This is a genomic window from Nonomuraea sp. B10E15 (assembly GCF_039871615.1).
In the GTDB taxonomy this organism is placed as follows: Bacteria; Actinomycetota; Actinomycetes; order Streptosporangiales; family Streptosporangiaceae; genus Nonomuraea.
Window position 1 is genome coordinate 538,794 of sequence record NZ_JBDPMB010000003.1, and the last position, 15,267, is coordinate 554,060.

At 71.7% G+C, this 15,267-nt stretch carries 15 protein-coding genes; 5 read left to right on the plus strand and 10 right to left on the minus strand.

Features of this window, described 5'->3' with window-relative positions:
* Positions 1-115: 115 nt before the first annotated feature.
* The gene (gene tnpA, locus ABGB14_RS15365) at positions 116-571 is read right to left on the minus strand and encodes an IS200/IS605 family transposase (protein WP_347644301.1); all 456 of its coding nucleotides are present in this window, start codon (positions 569-571) and stop codon (positions 116-118) included.
* Between the two features lie 22 nt (positions 572-593).
* Here tnpA and ABGB14_RS15370 point away from each other — a divergent pair, with 22 nt between their 5' ends.
* Positions 594-1,712, plus strand: coding sequence for an RNA-guided endonuclease TnpB family protein (locus ABGB14_RS15370; RefSeq protein ID WP_347644302.1), 1,119 nt, complete (start codon positions 594-596; stop codon positions 1,710-1,712).
* 94 nt (positions 1,713-1,806) lie between these two features.
* Positions 1,807-2,004 carry a hypothetical protein gene (locus ABGB14_RS15375; RefSeq protein ID WP_347644303.1) on the plus strand — a complete coding sequence of 66 codons (198 nt, stop codon included), beginning with the start codon at positions 1,807-1,809 and terminating at the stop codon, positions 2,002-2,004.
* Between the two features lie 20 nt (positions 2,005-2,024).
* Here ABGB14_RS15375 and ABGB14_RS15380 read toward each other — a convergent pair whose 3' ends face one another.
* From ABGB14_RS15380 to ABGB14_RS15420, 9 genes are all read right to left on the minus strand, one after another.
* Positions 2,025-2,465, minus strand: a complete 441-nt coding sequence (locus tag ABGB14_RS15380) for a hypothetical protein (protein ID WP_347644304.1) — start codon at positions 2,463-2,465, stop codon at positions 2,025-2,027.
* Positions 2,466-2,518: 53 nt separating this feature from the next.
* A complete protein-coding gene (locus tag ABGB14_RS15385; RefSeq protein ID WP_347644305.1) occupies positions 2,519-2,923 on the minus strand; it encodes a hypothetical protein in 405 nt (134 codons plus the stop codon).
* Between the two features lie 50 nt (positions 2,924-2,973).
* Entirely contained in the window at positions 2,974-3,990 is a 1,017-nt protein-coding gene (locus tag ABGB14_RS15390; protein ID WP_347644306.1) for a leucine-rich repeat domain-containing protein, read from the minus strand.
* Between the two features lie 9 nt (positions 3,991-3,999).
* On the minus strand, positions 4,000-6,357 hold the full coding sequence (gene cutA / locus ABGB14_RS15395) for an aerobic carbon-monoxide dehydrogenase large subunit (RefSeq protein ID WP_347644307.1): 2,358 nt from the start codon (positions 6,355-6,357) through the stop codon (positions 4,000-4,002).
* Positions 6,354-6,941: a (2Fe-2S)-binding protein gene (locus ABGB14_RS15400; protein WP_347644308.1), complete on the minus strand. Its 588-nt coding sequence runs from the start codon at positions 6,939-6,941 to the stop codon at positions 6,354-6,356. Before ABGB14_RS15400 ends, cutA begins: the two co-directional genes overlap by 4 nt.
* A complete protein-coding gene (locus tag ABGB14_RS15405; protein WP_347644309.1) occupies positions 6,931-7,845 on the minus strand; it encodes an FAD binding domain-containing protein in 915 nt (304 codons plus the stop codon). Before ABGB14_RS15405 ends, ABGB14_RS15400 begins: the two co-directional genes overlap by 11 nt.
* A complete protein-coding gene (locus ABGB14_RS15410; protein ID WP_347644310.1) occupies positions 7,842-9,254 on the minus strand; it encodes a solute carrier family 23 protein in 1,413 nt (470 codons plus the stop codon). Before ABGB14_RS15410 ends, ABGB14_RS15405 begins: the two co-directional genes overlap by 4 nt.
* A 227-nt stretch (positions 9,255-9,481) precedes the next feature.
* On the minus strand, positions 9,482-9,685 hold the full coding sequence (locus ABGB14_RS15415; protein WP_220446781.1) for an RNA-binding S4 domain-containing protein: 204 nt from the start codon (positions 9,683-9,685) through the stop codon (positions 9,482-9,484).
* Between the two features lie 11 nt (positions 9,686-9,696).
* Positions 9,697-11,301, minus strand: a complete 1,605-nt coding sequence (locus ABGB14_RS15420; protein ID WP_347644312.1) for a PucR family transcriptional regulator ligand-binding domain-containing protein — start codon at positions 11,299-11,301, stop codon at positions 9,697-9,699.
* 131 nt (positions 11,302-11,432) lie between these two features.
* On the opposite strand from ABGB14_RS15420, the gene ABGB14_RS15425 reads away from it, so the two are divergent.
* From ABGB14_RS15425 to ABGB14_RS15435, 3 genes are read left to right on the plus strand one after another with little or no spacing between them, the layout of a single operon-like run.
* Positions 11,433-12,296, plus strand: coding sequence for a DUF2877 domain-containing protein (locus ABGB14_RS15425; protein WP_347644313.1), 864 nt, complete (start codon positions 11,433-11,435; stop codon positions 12,294-12,296).
* Between the two features lie 32 nt (positions 12,297-12,328).
* Complete coding sequence (locus ABGB14_RS15430; protein ID WP_347644315.1) at positions 12,329-13,684, plus strand: FdrA family protein; 1,356 nt, start codon at positions 12,329-12,331, stop codon at positions 13,682-13,684.
* Positions 13,685-13,733: 49 nt separating this feature from the next.
* Positions 13,734-15,125: a DUF1116 domain-containing protein gene (locus ABGB14_RS15435; RefSeq protein ID WP_347644316.1), complete on the plus strand. Its 1,392-nt coding sequence runs from the start codon at positions 13,734-13,736 to the stop codon at positions 15,123-15,125.
* Positions 15,126-15,267 lie beyond the last annotated feature (142 nt).

The window sequence follows — 15,267 nt, forward strand, 5'->3', positions numbered from 1 at the left end:
GACGGCCTCCCACGCCACGACGGGCAGCTCTGGAGTGAGCGCCAAGCCCGCCCGCCCACGTCCAGGCGGTCACCTCGCGGATCGGCTACCAGAAGCGTCGGCAGTGCTCCGGCTTTTAGACCGGAGGTGAAGCCGGCCAGTCCGCGCAGCTGGGCAAGAACAGCCGGTTCTGCTGCTCGATGTAATGGCGCAGGACGCTGATCGGAGCACCGCCCACCGATCCGGCGAAGGAGGAGCCGGACCAGAGCTTGTTCGCCTGGTAATAGTGGGCGGCGAGTTCGGGGAATTCCTGGCGCATCCGCCCGGAGGAGACCCCTTTGAGGGAGTTGACCAGTTTCGAGAGGGCGATCTTGGGTGGGAATTTCACGAGCAGGTGGACGTGGTTGTTCTCGCCGTTGAACTCGGCCAGATCAGTGTCGAAGTCGGTGCAGACCGATCTCATGATCTCGTCCAGGGGAATCAGATGAGCGCCGGTGAACACCCGATGCCGGAATTTCGTCACGAAAAGCAAATGAGCGTGCAGGGCGCAAACACAGTGGAGGCCCGTTCTGATATCGCTGTGCTCGGCCATAAACCAACTGTATTTTGGGCGGGTGCAGTTGCGGTACTCCTTCCGGATCGACCCGACGCCGGGCCAGCGGGTCGCGCTGGCCAAGGCGTTCGGGTGCGCAAGGGTGGTCTTCAACGACGCGCTCGCGCTGCGTCGCCAGGCCTACCGGGAAGGCTTGCCGTTCGTCGCCGACGCCGAACTGTCCCGCAAAATGATCACTGAGGCGAAGAAACGCCCAGAACGAGTCTGGCTGGGTGAGGTGTCCGCAGTGGTCCTGCAGCAGGCACTGGCCGACTGCACCACCGCGTTCCGGAACTTCTTCGCCTCGGTCACGGGGAAACGTAAGGGCCCGAAGATCGCGCCGCCCCGGTTCCGGTCCCGCAAGGACAACCGGCAGGCGATCCGGTTCACCAAGAACGCCCGCTTCTCCATCACCGGGCAGGGCATGCTGCGCCTGCCGAAGATCGGCCAGGTGGCGGTGCGCTGGTCACGGGAACTGCCCGCCGAGCCGTCATCGGTCACGATCGTCAAGGATGCAGCCGGACGATACTTCGCCTCGTTCGTGGTCGAGGTGCGCGAGCAGTCGCTCCCGGCCACCGACGCCGAGACCGGGATTGATCTCGGGCTCGGTCATTTCGCGATCTTGGCCGACGGCCGGAAGATCGACGCGCCGAAGTTCCTGCGCCGGGCGGAGAGGAAGCACGCCAAGGTCAGCGACGCGCGCCGCGAGTTCCACCACCAGCTCTCCACAAAGATCATCCGCGAAAACCAAGCGGTGTACGTGGAGAACCTGGCGGTCAACGGACTGGCGCGCACGAGGCTGGCCACAAGCATTCACGACGCGGGCTGGTCAGCCTTCATCGCCATGCTGGAATACAAGGCGAAACTGTACGGCAGGACCTTCGCCAGGGTCAGCCGCTGGTTTCCCTCTTCCAAGCGCTGCTCGGCCTGCGGGCAGGTCCGGGCCCAGAGCTTGCCGCTTTCGGCCCGGGAGTGGACCTGCCCGTGCGGCGCGCACCACGACCGGGACGTCAACGCCGCGAACAACATTCTCGCCGCCGGACGGGCGGAGAGGCTAAACGCCTGTGGAGGGCCGGTAAGACCAGGCGCAAGTCCGGCACAGCCCGACGAAGCAGGAAGCCCGGGAAGTGCCGCCGCGTGAACGGCGGCACAGGCCAGAATCTCCGGTCTTCAGGCCGGGGGAGCACGTCAAGTCCCCAACAGCCACGCGGAAAGGAAGGGCCGGGGCGCGGGCCTTGACCGGCGGCAGGCGTCCACGAGGTCGGCGACCCCTGTTCCGGAGAGATCGCCAGGGCCTCCTGCACGAGACGAAGCGCCGCGGCTACCTGGCGCTGATCAGCCAGGATCAGCGCGACCCGCGGGCCGAGCTGGCCAGGATCCGCGCGTTGCGCGCACACCGCGTGACCCTGCTCGTCCTGGCCGGCCCCGGGTAGGGAACTGCCTGTGAGCGGGACTATTCGACGACCCGCATCGCGCCGCTCCCGGGGTCCGTCATGTGCAGCTCGCCGCCGAGCCGCTCGCCCAGCAGGTCGAGCACCTTGCGGCTGGACGTGACGGTCCACAGGTCGCCCGCGAGGTGCGGCGTGCCCGCGGGGGCGGCGCCCATCCAGGCGTCCTTGCCCGCCCGCGTGGTGAACGTCGTCACGACGAACTCGCCGTCAGGGGTGGTGCAGTGTCCTGAGCGGACGCCGGCGCCGCCGGCCCGCAGGCGCGGCTCGCACCCGACCCTGGCGGACAGTTGCTCGACGGTGAGGGGGGCGGCCCCGGCCCGCGCGCCGGCCGCGAGGTAGTCGCCGCTCCCCTCGCCCGCGGAGCAGGCCGCGACCAGCCCTGCCAGCAGCGCGAGCGCGGCGAGGCTCCGAGGAGCCGTCATGTGCAGAGGTACGCGTTCCACGGGTTCAGCTCCACGGGTCAGCTCGACGGGTCAGCACGACAGGGCCGGCGAGGTCAGGTGGCCGGCGTGGGCGTCTGCGAGACCCGGTGGTCGGTCAGGTGCAGGTCTCCGTCGAGCCGCTCCTGGATCGACTCCAGCACCTCGAGCGGGCCAAGGACGGTCCAGCGAGGGCCGACGAGGTGGGGGTTGTACTCGGGCGCCTGATCCATCCACGCGTCCTTGAGCGCCTCGGTCCTGAACGTGTTGACGAAGAACCTGCCGTCGGAGGTCTTGCAGAACCCGGTGCGCAGGTCGTCTCCTTCGACCTGCATCTTCGGCTTGCAGCCGACCTTCTCGGAGAGTTGCTCGACGGTCAGCGGGGCCGCGGGCTGCCCGCTCGCGCCTGCTGCGACGTAGTCGCTCCAGCCCTCTGAGGAGCATCCGGCGACCAGCCCGGCCAGCAGCGCGAAAGCGGCCAAGCGTGGAAAAGTCGTCATGTGCGGAGGTACGCAGGACCCGGCGCCTCGGTTCAGCGCAGAATCACGCACCCGCGCGCGGCGAGCCGGCGCAGCACCTCCGGCTCGCCGTCGAGCTTGTTCCACCGCAGGTCGAGCTTGTCCAGCGGGGGCAGCCGGTCCGGCAGCTCGCGCAGCCGGTTGTTGCGCAGGTCGAGATGCCTGAGACCGGACGGCAACGCGTCGGGCAACGCGCCGAGCAGGTTGTCGCGCAGGTCGAGCACGCGCAACTCCTCCAGCTCGGCGATGGCGGCGGGCAACCGGGTCAGCCGGTTGCCCTGGAGGTGCAGCTCACGCAGCCGGGTCAGCCCGCCGACCGTCTCGGGCAGCGACTCCAGGCGATTGTCGTAGAGCCGCAGCTCCACCAGCGCGGCCATCCGTCCCAGCGCCTCCGGCAGGCGGGTGAGCCGGTTGGCGGTCAGGTTGAGGTAGGCGAGACGGTCGAGCCGCCCGAGCGCCGCGGGCACCTCGGTGAACAGGTTGTCGCTCAGGTAGAGGTAGTCGGTGAGCGCCAGGTCGCCGAGCTCTGGCGGGACGGAGGTGAGCCGGTTGTGCCCGAGGTCGAGCATGCGCAGCCGGGCCAGCCCGCCGACGGCCGCGGGAACTTCGGTCAGCTCGTTCTCGGCCAGGTTGAGCGACTCCAGCCGGGTCAGCTCCCACAACGAGGCCGGCACCTCGGTCAACGCGTTCCTGCCCGCCGCCAGGTGCCGCAGCCGCCTGCCGAGCCGCTCGGGCAGCGCGCGGACGCGGTTGCCGTACAGGGAGAGCGACTCGAGGCCCGGCGGGCAGGCCGGGACGGCCGTCAGCGCGTTGCCGTCCAGGTGCAGCGCGCGCAGCGCGGCCAGCCCCGACAGGTCGGGCAGGGCGCGCAGGCGGTTGCCGTCGAGCCTGAGCTCCTCCAGCGAGCCGAGCCCGGCCACCCACCCGGGCACCTCGGTGATCGCGTTCCAGGCCAGGTCGATCAGGCGGACGCCGTCGGGAACGTCAGGGAAGGAGGTCAGGCCCGCTCCGGGGGCACGCAGATCCGGCACGAGACCGGATCATCCCACGGCGGAGCGGAGCTCGAAGAGCTCGGACGGGGAGATGGGCATACGGTCGACGTCGATGCCCTCGGCGTCCTCCACCGCCGAGGCGATGACCGCGGAGACGGGGATCACGCCGGCCTCGCCCGCGCCCTTGATGCCGAGGGGGTTCAGCGGCGAGGGCGTCTCCAGGTGGGCGGTCTCCACGCGCGGGATCTCGGTGGCGTACGGCATGAGGAAGTCCATGAAGGAGGCGTTCACCAGCTGGCCGTGCGAGTCGTACACCATGCGCTCGTAGAGCGCCCCGCCGATGCCCTGCGCCACCCCGCCGTGGATCTGCCCTTCGACGATCATGGGGTTGATCAGCCGCCCGCAGTCGTGCACGACGGCGTAGCGCACCACCTTGATCTCGGCGGTGTCGGGGTCGGTCTCGACGATGGCGGCGTGCATGCCCGACGCGAACGTGGATCTGATCGGCGAGTAGTAGTCGCGCCCCTCCAGACCGGGCTCCTCCCCCTCCGCGACCGGCGGCCGGTCAGGGGAGGCCGCACCGGAGAACTGGGTCGCCTTGGCCGCCTCGTCGTCGAAGGCGTACCTCAGCGGGTTGGCCAGCACGGCCACCGTGGACAGCGGGATCGACGCCGACGGGGATCCCGCCACATGCACCATGCCGTCGTCGATCGCCAGGTCCGCCGGGTCGGCCTCCAGCGCGTCGGCCGCGATGCGCAGCGCCTTCTCGCGTACTTTCCTGCAGGCCAGCGCGATGGCGTTGCCGCTCATGACGGCCGCGCGCGAGGCGAACGTGCCGACCGCGTAGCCGAACCTTCTGGTGTCGCCGGTGACCACGCTGACCCGCTCGATCGGCACGCCCAGCTCGGTGGCGGCGATCTGGGCGAACACCGTCTCGTGCCCCTGGCCCTGCGAGGTGAGCCCGGTGGAGACGTGCACACGGCCGTCGGAGGTGACCTGCACGTGCCCGCCCTCGTAGGGGCCGACGCCGGTGCCCTCGACGTAGCAGCCGATGCCGATGCCGCGCCCGGGACGCCTCTCGTGCTCGTCCCAGCCGATCAGCTCCTTGATCATGCGGAGCATCTCCGGGTAGTTCCCGCTGTCGTAGATCAGCGGGCGGCCGTCCTGGAAGGTCATGCCCTGGTCGTACGGGAACTCCTCCGGCCCGATGAAGTTGACCGCCCGCACCTCCGTGCGGTCCTTGCCCAGATGGCGGGCGATCTTGTCCATGGTCCGCTCCATGCAGAACACGGCCTGCGGCCTGCCCGCCCCCCGGTAGGGGGTGACCTGCACGGTGTTGGTGTAGACGGAGGCGAACTCGACGCGGTAGGCCCCGATCTTGTACGGCCCCGGCAACTGGGTGGACGTCACGATCGGCACGATGATCCCGTAGGGCGTGTAGGCGCCGTGGTCGTGCCGGATCGTCACGTCCAGCCCCAGGACGCGGCCGTCGCCGTCGAAGCCGACCCGCACGTGCTGGATCTGCGCGCGCTCGTGGGCGGAGGAGATGAAGTGTTCCCTGCGGTCCTCGGCCCACTTGACCTCGCGCCCGAGCGTCATGGCGGCCCACGGCACGAGGATCTCCTCGGGCCACGGGTGCACGATCTTCACGCCGAAGCCGCCGCCGACGTCCGGCGCGATCACCTCGACGTGCGGCAGCGGCAGGCCGAGCGTGGCGGCGACGGCCATGCGGACGCTGGTGGAGGTCTGGGTGCTGGAGTAGACGCGCAGGTCCCTGCCGTCCCAGCGGGCGTAGACGCCGCGTCCCTCCAGGGGCATGCTGGCGCTGCGCTCGATGTCGAGCCGGAAGGAGAGCGTGTGCGGCGCGGCCTCGATCACCTCACCGGCGCCGCGGCCGTCGGCCGCCGCGACCTCCTGCACGAGGTGGGCGCCGACGTTGCCGGGCACGTCCTCGTGCACGAGCGCGGCCCCCTGCACGGCCTCCTCCAGGCCGACGACCGCCTTGAGCGGCTCGTAGTCCACCTCGATGAGCGCGCAGGCGTCCTCGGCGGCATACCTGTCGCTCGCCACGACCATGACGACCGGCTCGCCGACGTGCCTGACCACGTCCCGGGCCAGCGGGTAGGCGGTGCGGCCGTGGGTGAGTGCGGGATGCGGGATCAGCAGCGGGAGCGCCCTGCCCACCCGCTCGGGCAGGTCCTCCCAGGTGTGGATCGCGACGAGCCCCGGCACGTCGAGTGCGCCCGTCACGTCGATGTCGCGGATGCGGGCGTGGGCGTGCGGCGAGCGGACAAAGGCGGCGGCGAGCGCGTCGGGGCCGAGGTCGTCGAGGTAGCGCCCCTGCCCGGTGAGCAGCCTGGGGTCCTCGCGCCGCTGCACGGGCTCCCCGAACAACCTCGTCGTCATGTCTCCTCCGCCAGCAGTTCGGCGGCCCGGTGTACGGCCTTGACGATGTTCTGGTAGCCGGTGCACCGGCACAGGTTGCCCGAGACGCCCTCGACGATCTCGTCGTCCGACGGCGCCGGATTGTCCCTGAGGAACGCGGTGACCGTACACAGGAATCCCGGCGTGCAGAACCCGCACTGCAGGCCGTGGCACTCGGCGAACGCCCGCTGCACCGGCGACAGCGCTGTGTTCACTGCCTCCACTTCGTGGAGGCGGCTCGGTCGCTCAAATCCGCCGCCTTCCCTCGTCGCTCCGGTCGCTGCGCTCCCTGCGCTCCTCAGTCCAGGCGACGGCGCTCCCTCGCGTGCCAGGCCTTCTACGGTGGTGATCTCCTGCCCGTCGACCGTGACCGCGAACGTGAGGCACGAGCGCACCGGCCGGCCGTCGAGCAGCACCGTGCAGCAGCCGCAGACGCCGTGCTCGCAGCCCACGTGGGTGCCGGTCAGGCCGAGGTCGTGGCGCAGGCAGTCGGACAACAACCGGCGGGCGGGCACCTTCACCCGCCTGGTCGCGCCGTTCACCACGAGCGTGATCTCATGCTCCACGGGCTGCCGCCCCTTCCCCGGCCGCGCTCCGCAGCGCCCGCTCGGCGAGCACGCCCACCAGGTGCCGCCGGTAGGCGGCCGAGGCGTGCACGTCGCTCTCCGGCTCGGTCTCCTCCTGCACGGCCCGCGCCGCCTCCGCCCAGCCGCCGGCCGCGCCCCCGGACGCTCCCGTCATGTCCACTTCCCCGAACGCCCCGGTCACATCCGCTCCCCCGCATGCCCCGGTCACGTCCACGACGACGGGCACGGGCCCGACGCCGACGCAGGCGACCCTGGCGGCGGTGACGCGCGCGTCGCCGTCCACCGTGACCACGGCGCAGACCCCGGCCAGCGCGTAGTCGCCGTGCCTGCGGGCCACCTCCTCGAAGGCGGTGCCGGTGCCCGGGCCCAGCGCGGGGAAGTACGCCGACACGGCCAGCTCGCCCGGCCGGACCGCCGACTCCAGAGGTCCGACGAAGAACTCCCGCGCCGGCACCTCCCGCTCCACGGCCCGGCCCTCCCAGCGGGCCAGCCGGATCGTGCCGTCCAGCACCGCCAGCACGGCCGGCAGCTCGGCGGCCGGGTCGGCGTGCACGAGGCTGCCCACCACCGTGCCCCGGTTGCGGATCGCCGGGTGGGCGACCAGCTTCAGCGCCCGCGTGAGCAGCGGGTGCGCGCCCGCGTGCTCGGCATCGGAGTGCCTGACCAGCGCGCCCACCCTGACGCCCGCCGGGGTCGCGTCGATCGTGGACAGGGAGCCGATCCGGTTGATGTCGACGAGGTGCTCGGGTGCGGCCAGCCGCATGTTCATCAGGGGGATCAGGCTCTGCCCGCCGGCCAGCACCTTGCCGGGCACCTGCGCGAGCGTGCGCAGCGCCGCGCCGACGTCACGGGGCGCGTGGTACGCGAACGGCGGCGGCTTCACGCGGGCTCGCCCCCGGCCGGCCCGGGGCCGCGCCCGGCGATGGCCCTGAGCAAGTGGTAGCCGCCCAGCACCACGATGGTGCCGAGCGCGATGCCCTCCAAGGTGAAGTCGCCCCCGATGAAGTGCTGCACAGGTCCGATGGCCAGGATGATGCCCGCCCCGGTCGGAACCATGTTCACGGGATCGGCGAAATCCACCCGGTTCTCGATCCAGATCTTCGCGCCGAGCAGCCCGATCATGCCGTAGAGAATCACGGTGACGCCGCCGAGCACGCCTCCGGGGGTGGCCGCGACCAGCGCGCCGAACTTGGGGCACAGGCCGAACAGGATCGCGATGACCCCGGCGATGTAGTAGGCGGCCGTGGAGTAGACCTTGGTGGCCGCCATGACGCCGATGTTCTCGGCGTACGTCGTGGTGGGCGAGCCGCCGACCGAGCTGGCGAGCGCGGTGGTGAGGCCGTCGGCCGCCACGGCGCGGCCCACGTACGGGTCGACGTCGGTGCCCGTCATCTCGCCGACCGCCTTGACGTGGCCGATGTTCTCGGCGATGAGCGCGATGAGCGCGGGCAGCACGAGCAGCACGGCGGAGGTCTTGAAGTCGGGCCCGTGGAACTCCGGCAACCCGATCCATTCCGCCTGCGCCACCGGCTCGAAGTCCACCCGGTCGTGCGGGAACGCCGTCGCCACGCAGTACGGGCCCTCGGGCTGGCAGGCGGCCCCGGAGGCGTCCCGCAGGTTCGCGCCGGGCAGCACCGACGTGACCGGCCCGGCCACCCTGTCCAGCACCCAGGACAGGACGAACCCGGCGACGAGCCCGACGAGCACGCCGATCCGCCCGATGAACCCCTTGAACGCCACGATCACCACGAACGTGATCAGCATCGTGACGAGGGCGACCCAGTGGTCCTGCGGCCAGTACGTGTCCGCCACCACGAACGCCAGCCCGAACCCGATCAGCATCACCACCGCGCCCGTGACCACGGGCGGGAAGACCCGGTGGATGATCTGCACGCCGAGGAAGTGGATGGCCAGCCCGGCCAGCGCCAGCACGAGGCCGGCGACCAGGATGGCGCCGGTCACGATCGCGTCCGCTCCCGCGGTGTCGCCTCCCGCCGCCGCCCTGATGGCGAACACGCCGCCGACGAAGGAGGCGCTGGTGCCGAGATAGCTCGGCACCTTGCCCTTTACGATCAGCAGGAACAGGATCGTCGAGACCCCCGACATCATCACGGCGATGTTCGGGTCGAGCCCCATCACCAGGGGGAAGACGAACGTCGCACCGAACATGGCGATCACGTGCTGCGCCCCGAACCCCACCATCCGGGGCCAGCTCAGCCGCTCGTCGGGCCTGACCACCTCTCCCGGGGCCAGATGCTTGCCGTCACCGTGCTTGGTCCATCCCAAAACCATGAGAGCCCCTCTTGTACCGGGCGTTGCGCTGGGCCGGCGACACGCTTTTCCGTTGCGGGCACATTAGGCCCGCCGGATCACTCCTACACGGGCATGATCTGCCAAATCTACGCCGGGAACCAGAGAAAAGCTCTCGCTCTCCGCAGTTGGGCGCCTTCCATCAGTTCCAGCACGGAGGACGGCGGTGGTACCGGTGATCCAGCGGTGAGTTCAGGTGAACCTTCGGGCTATTCGACCCGGATCGAGAACCCCTCACCGCTGACCACCTGGCCTGACCGGATCTTGGCCCGCTTCCGCAGCTCGACCTCGCCGTCCACGAGCACCATGCCCTCGGCGACGAGTTGCTTGGCCATGCCGCCCGTCTCCGTGATGCCGCAGTATTTCAGCAGGTCGCACAGCGGGATGAAGTCGGAGCGCAGTTCGAAGTCCACAGGCCCCAAGCCTAGATGCCGCGCATGCGCAGCACGTGCAGGGCGAGGGTGAGGTTGAGCCGCAGGTGCGGGTCGTCGGTGAAGCCGCCGAGCAGCCGCTCCAGTTTCCCGATCCGGTAGCGCAGCGTGTTGTAGTGGAAGTGCAGCCGCCTGGCCGTCTCCGCCACGTTCAGGTTGGTCTCCAGAAGGGCCTGGAGGGTGCGCCGCAGGTCGGCGTTCTCGGCGTCGTCGTCGGTGGCCAGCGGCCCGAGCGTCTCGCGGACGAACGCGTGCAGCTCGTCGGTGTCGTTCACCAGCGACAGCAGCCGGTAGACGCCGAGCTGGTCGAAGTGGGCCACCGCGCCGGGCCCGTGCAGCTGCCGCCCGACCCTGGCGGCCTTCAGCGCCTGCGCGTAGGCCTCGGGCAGCGTCTCCGCCCCCGGGCTCGGCCGGGACGTGCCGGTCGAGAACGTCGCGGGCGGCGCGTCGGGGAAGGCGCAGGCGGCGTCCTTGGCCATCCTGGCGACGTCGGCGGAGGCGTCGACCACGGCCACCACCTCGTGCGAGAACCCCGCCACCGCCCCCTGCGGGTCGTGCCGCCTGACCGCGGCCGTCCAGCAGGCCATCAGCCGGTCCTGGGCGCTGCGCTCGTCGCCGTCGGGGTCGAGCTCGGCCACCAGCACGGTGACGGGCCGCGACAGGTCCCATCCGAACGCCCTGGCCCTGGCCGTGACCCGCTCGACCGTGCCGGCCCGTCCGGTGAGCACGTCGCGCAGGAAGTCGGCCCGGTATTTGCTCTCGACGGCGTTGACCGCCTCCTGGCGGGTGACGACGAGCGCGGCGACGGTGGCGGCGCGTTCGAGGATGCCGATGTCGCTGTCCCTGATGCCCGCGGACGGGCTGTAGGCGACGATCCTGCCGTGGTGGTGCCCTCCCGCCAGCACCGGCACCGAGGCGAACGACCGCTTGCGTACCCCGTCGGCCCCGGCCGCCGGAGGCCCCTCGCGGGTGACCGACTCGCACAGGACGGTCACGTGTCCCGCGGGTCCCGCGGCGGCCAGCACGCGGCCCGAACCGTCGACCGCGGCCACCGACACGTCGAGCAGGTGCGCCACCTCGGCGGTGACCTCGTTGAGCCCGCCTCCGGCCAGCACCACCTGCACCAGCGCCCGGTGCGCCTCCTCGGCGCGGGCGAGCACGGCTGCCTGGCGGTTGAGGATGTCGGTGAGCACCTGGTTGAGGATGTCGTCGAAGCCGACGTCGTTCGGCAGCTGGATGAGCGGGAAGCCGAGCCGGTCGGCCTGCTCGGCCATCTCGGCGGGCAGCTCGTCGACGTAGCGGCCCAGCTTGATCGCCAGGGCGGACAGCCCGCGCTCGTCCAGGTCGGCCACCAGCCTGCCGAGCGACTGCGGCGTGTTGCGCAGCGGGTAGCCGGTGGTGAGCAGCAGCTCGTGCGGCTTGACCCAGGCCAGGATGTCGGGCACCTCCATGACGTTGAGCCGCTGCACGATGCGGCCCAGCCCGCTCTCCCCCGCGATCAGCCTGGCGTCGGCGAGGGTGGACACGCCGAGCACCTCTCCGACGGACACGCCATGGGTGATCGTTCCGGTGCTCGCCGGACGGACGGAGGGCTCCATAGAGGTGATTGTGACCCCGGGAACCGTCTGTCAGGAAGAGCCAACCTTCCCGCTCACTGTTGGCAAATTTACCCGTACGGAGGGTTCCCGGCCCGTTCTACGGTCAGGACCAGGGTCGGTTGGGAGGTCTGGTGACGGTCAGCACTCACGCGAGACGTACCCGCGTCCACGTCACGGGAGCGGCCAGCACGGCGGTACGTCCCGTCCTGGAGTCGTCCCGCCGCCCGGCGCGCGTGCTCGCCGCGTTTCCCAGCGGGATCTACCTGGAGGTCAGGACCGATCTTGAGCCTTCGGTGATCGCGGTCATCACCGGCGAGGCGATCCGCCTGCCCAACTCCGTGTTGCTGTCCGGCCCGCTCCCGAAGGTCACGGTGGGTGACGACGCTTCGGTGGGCGACCGTTCGATCGAGCTGGGCCCGCTCAACCTGACCGTCCGGCGCTGGTGGGATCCCTCGCCGCCGCTGGGCACGGTCGACCGGGCGAGCCTCGTGCGCGCCGCCGCCCGCCTGACCGACCCGCCCGAGCCGGGCCTGGCCGGCAACGCCGCGGTCGACATGCTGGCGGGCGGATGCGCCAAGGGCTGGCTGCTGGGGGCGGTGACGGCGGCCGAGCAGCTGGTGGGGCTGGGGCCGGGGCTCACGCCGAGCGGCGACGACGTTCTGGCCGGGCTGCTGGTGACTCTGCGGCACGTGGGCGCGGCGGCCGGCGTGGATCGGGCGGTCTGGCTGGCCGGCTGGCTCGGCGCGACGGTCACCTTCGACGCCCGTACGCGGACGACGCCCATCTCGGCCACGCTGCTGCACTGCGCGGCCAGGGGCGCGGCCAGCCCCGAGGTGATCGGGGTGCTGCGCGGCATCGCCGGCACGCAGGCGCTCGATCCCGCGCTGCGCCGGCTGCACCGGCTCGGCCACACCTCGGGGGCCGATCTGGCGCAGGGCGTCGCCATCGGGGTGAACGCGGTCCTCGCCCTGGCCGACCAGGAACCGGAGCAGTGAGTGAGCCAGTGAGCAAGCCAGTGAGCAAGCCCGTGAGTGACGCTGTGAGCGAGATGGTGCTGGTACGGCGGGGGACTTATCACGACTCGGTGACGCTCATGCGGGTCAGCCGGGCACTGTCCGACATGCCGGGTGTCAGGGCCGCCATGGTCGCCATGGCCACCGATCTCAACGTCTCCATCCTGCGCGAGCTGGGGTTCACGGTCCCGGAGACCGATCCGGGCGACCTGCTGATCGCCGTACGCGCGAGCGACACCGAGGCCGCCGTCGAGGAGGCCGACCGGCAGCTGACCACCTTCCAGCGAACGGATCCGGCGCCGGAGCACCAGCCGCCGCTGACCACCCGCTCGGCCGCGCGGAACCCGGCTGACCTGGTTCTCGTCTCCACGCCCGGGGAGCACGCCTTCGCCGAGGCACTGGACGCCGTCGAGGCGGGCCTGCCCGTCATGATCTTCAGCGACGGCGTGCCCGTGTGGCAGGAACGCCTGCTGAAGGAGCGGGCGGAGACCAGGGACGTCCTCGTGATGGGCCCCGACTGCGGCACGGCGGTGATCGGCGGCGTCGGCCTGGGCTTCGCGAACGTCCTGCGCCCCGGCCCCGTGGGCGTGGTGGCGGCCTCGGGCACCGGCGCGCAGCAGGTGACGTCCCTGCTCGACTGGGCGGGCACGGGCGTCAGCCACGTGCTCGGCGTGGGCGGCAGGGACCTGTCGGCCGAGGTGGGCGGCCTGTCGGCGCTGCGGGCCCTGCGCATGCTGGACGACGACCCGGCCACCGAGCTGATCGTGCTCATCTCCAAGCCGCCGTCGCCGGAGGTGGCCCGGGCCGTGGAGGAGTCGGTGGGCCGGCTGCGCACGCCGGTCGTACGCGCGATGCTCCAGGAGGGCGCGCCCGACCTCACGGAGGCGACGGAGCAGGTGCTGCGCGCGCTCGGCAGGCCCGTACCCGAGTGGCCGTCCTGGCCGTCGTGGCCGGGCGGCCGCCCGGCCGGCAAGGCGATCAAGGGCGTCTACGCCGGCGGCACGCTCAGCGCGGAGGCCGCGATGGTCGCCGGCTCCGGCGACATCGTCGACTACGGCGACGACGCCTACACCAGGGGACGCGCCCACCCCATGATCGACCCGGCGCTCCGCGTCGAGGCGCTCGCCTGCACCGAGGACACCGACGTGGTGCTCATGGACGTCGTGCTCGGCCACGGCGCCGACCCCGATCCGGCCGCCTCGCTCGCGCACGCCGTCGCCCGCGCCCCCGCCACCGTCGTCATCGCCCTCATCGGCACGGAGGGCGACCCCCAGGACCTGCACCGCCAGGCCACCGCCTTCCGCGAGGCGGGCGCGGCCGTGTTCACCTCCAACGCCCAGGCCGCCCGGCACGCCAGGAGCCTGCTGTGACCCCGTTCACCTCCGACGCCCAGGCCCCCCAGCACGCCAGGAGCCTGCTGTGACCCTGCTCTCCGCACCGCCCCGCGTCGTCACCGTCGGCGCCGGCCTGCTCGACGACGCGCTCAGGGCCCAGGCCGTGCCGACGGTCCCCGTGGCGTGGCGGCCGCCGCTGCCCGGCACGGCCGAGGCGCTGGCCAGAGTCCTCGCCGACCCGCGCAGGCAGGCCGCCAACGAGCTGGCCGTCAGCCGGCTGACCTCCGCCCGCCCGCACCTGGTGGGCGTGCGGCGCGCCTCGGAGCTGCTGGCGGAGGGGACGTTCCTGCACGCGGGCCCGCCCATCACGTGGGAGCGCGCGTCCGGCCCGATGCGCGGCGCCCTCATCGGCGCGATGCTGCTGGAGGGCCTGGCGGGCGACGAGCACGAGGCCGGGCGCACGCTCGCCGAGGGCGGCGTCACGCTGCGCCCGTGCCACGAGCACGCCACCGTGGGCCCGATGGCGGGCGTGGTGAGCCCGTCCATGTGGGTGTTCGAGGTGCGCGACGAGGAGCACGGCGGCACCGCCTACTGCTCGCTCAACGAGGGCCTGGGCAAGGTGCTCCGCTACGGCGCGTACGGGCCGGAGGTGCTGGAGCGGCTGCGCTGGATGGACGGGGTGCTCGGCCCCGCCCTGGCCGCGGCGCTGGAGCGCACCGGGCCGATCGACCTGCGTTCGCTGATCGCGCAGGCGCTGCAGATGGGCGACGAGCTGCACAACCGCAACCGCGCCGCCACCTCGCTGCTGCTGCGCGAGCTGGCGCCCGCCGTGGTCGAGGCCGCCCCCGGGGCCGCCGCGCAGGTGCTGCGCTTCATCAACGGCAACGACCACTTCTTCCTCAACGCCGGCATGGCCGCGGCCAAGGTCAGCACGGACGCGGCCCGCGACGTGCCGGGTTCGTCGCTGGTGGTCGCGATGGCGCGCAACGGCACCGACTTCGGCGTGCAGGTCTCGGGGCTGGGCGGACGCTGGTTCACCGGCCCGGCCGGCGTGCCCGACGGGCTCTATCTCGGCGCGTACGGCCCTGGCGACGCCAACCCGGACATCGGCGACTCCACCATCACGGAGACCTCCGGCCTGGGCGGCTTCGCGATGGCGGCCTCCCCCGCCATCGTGCGTTTCGTCGGCGGCGAGGTCTCCGACGCCGTCAGGGCCACCCGTTCGATGTACGAGATCACGCTGGCCGAGCATCCCGCCTACCAGATCCCGGGCCTCGGTTTCCGCGGCACTCCCGCCGGCATCGACGTCGCCCTGGTGGCCAGGACGGGGTTGCTGCCCGTCGTCAACACCGGCATCGCGGGACGCGTGGCCGGCACGGGGCAGGTCGGCGCGGGCCTGGTCAGGCCGCCCGCCGAGGCGTTCGCCGGCGCGTTGCTGGCGTTGGCACGCTCGGCAAGTGACCCATTTGAAAAGTGAAATAGCCGCACGTCAGCACTATTGTCAAGCAATGTCAGCTTCCCTTGCGGTTATAGCGCCGATATCGTAACGAACCTCAGGCCAGCAAGAAAACCGCCGCGGCCCTGTCGCCGCACCTGGTCAAAGCCCATTGCGGCAGCCG

Bases quoted from the DNA above. Each gene is read 5' to 3' on its own strand.
- tnpA (WP_347644301.1), bottom strand. From the start codon at position 571: ATGGCCGAGCACAGCGATATCAGAACGGGCCTCCACTGTGTTTGCGCC.
- cutA (WP_347644307.1), bottom strand. From the start codon at position 6,357: ATGACGACGAGGTTGTTCGGGGAGCCCGTGCAGCGGCGCGAGGACCCC.
- ABGB14_RS15410 (WP_347644310.1), bottom strand. From the start codon at position 9,254: ATGGTTTTGGGATGGACCAAGCACGGTGACGGCAAGCATCTGGCCCCG.
- ABGB14_RS15420 (WP_347644312.1), bottom strand. From the start codon at position 11,301: ATGGAGCCCTCCGTCCGTCCGGCGAGCACCGGAACGATCACCCATGGC.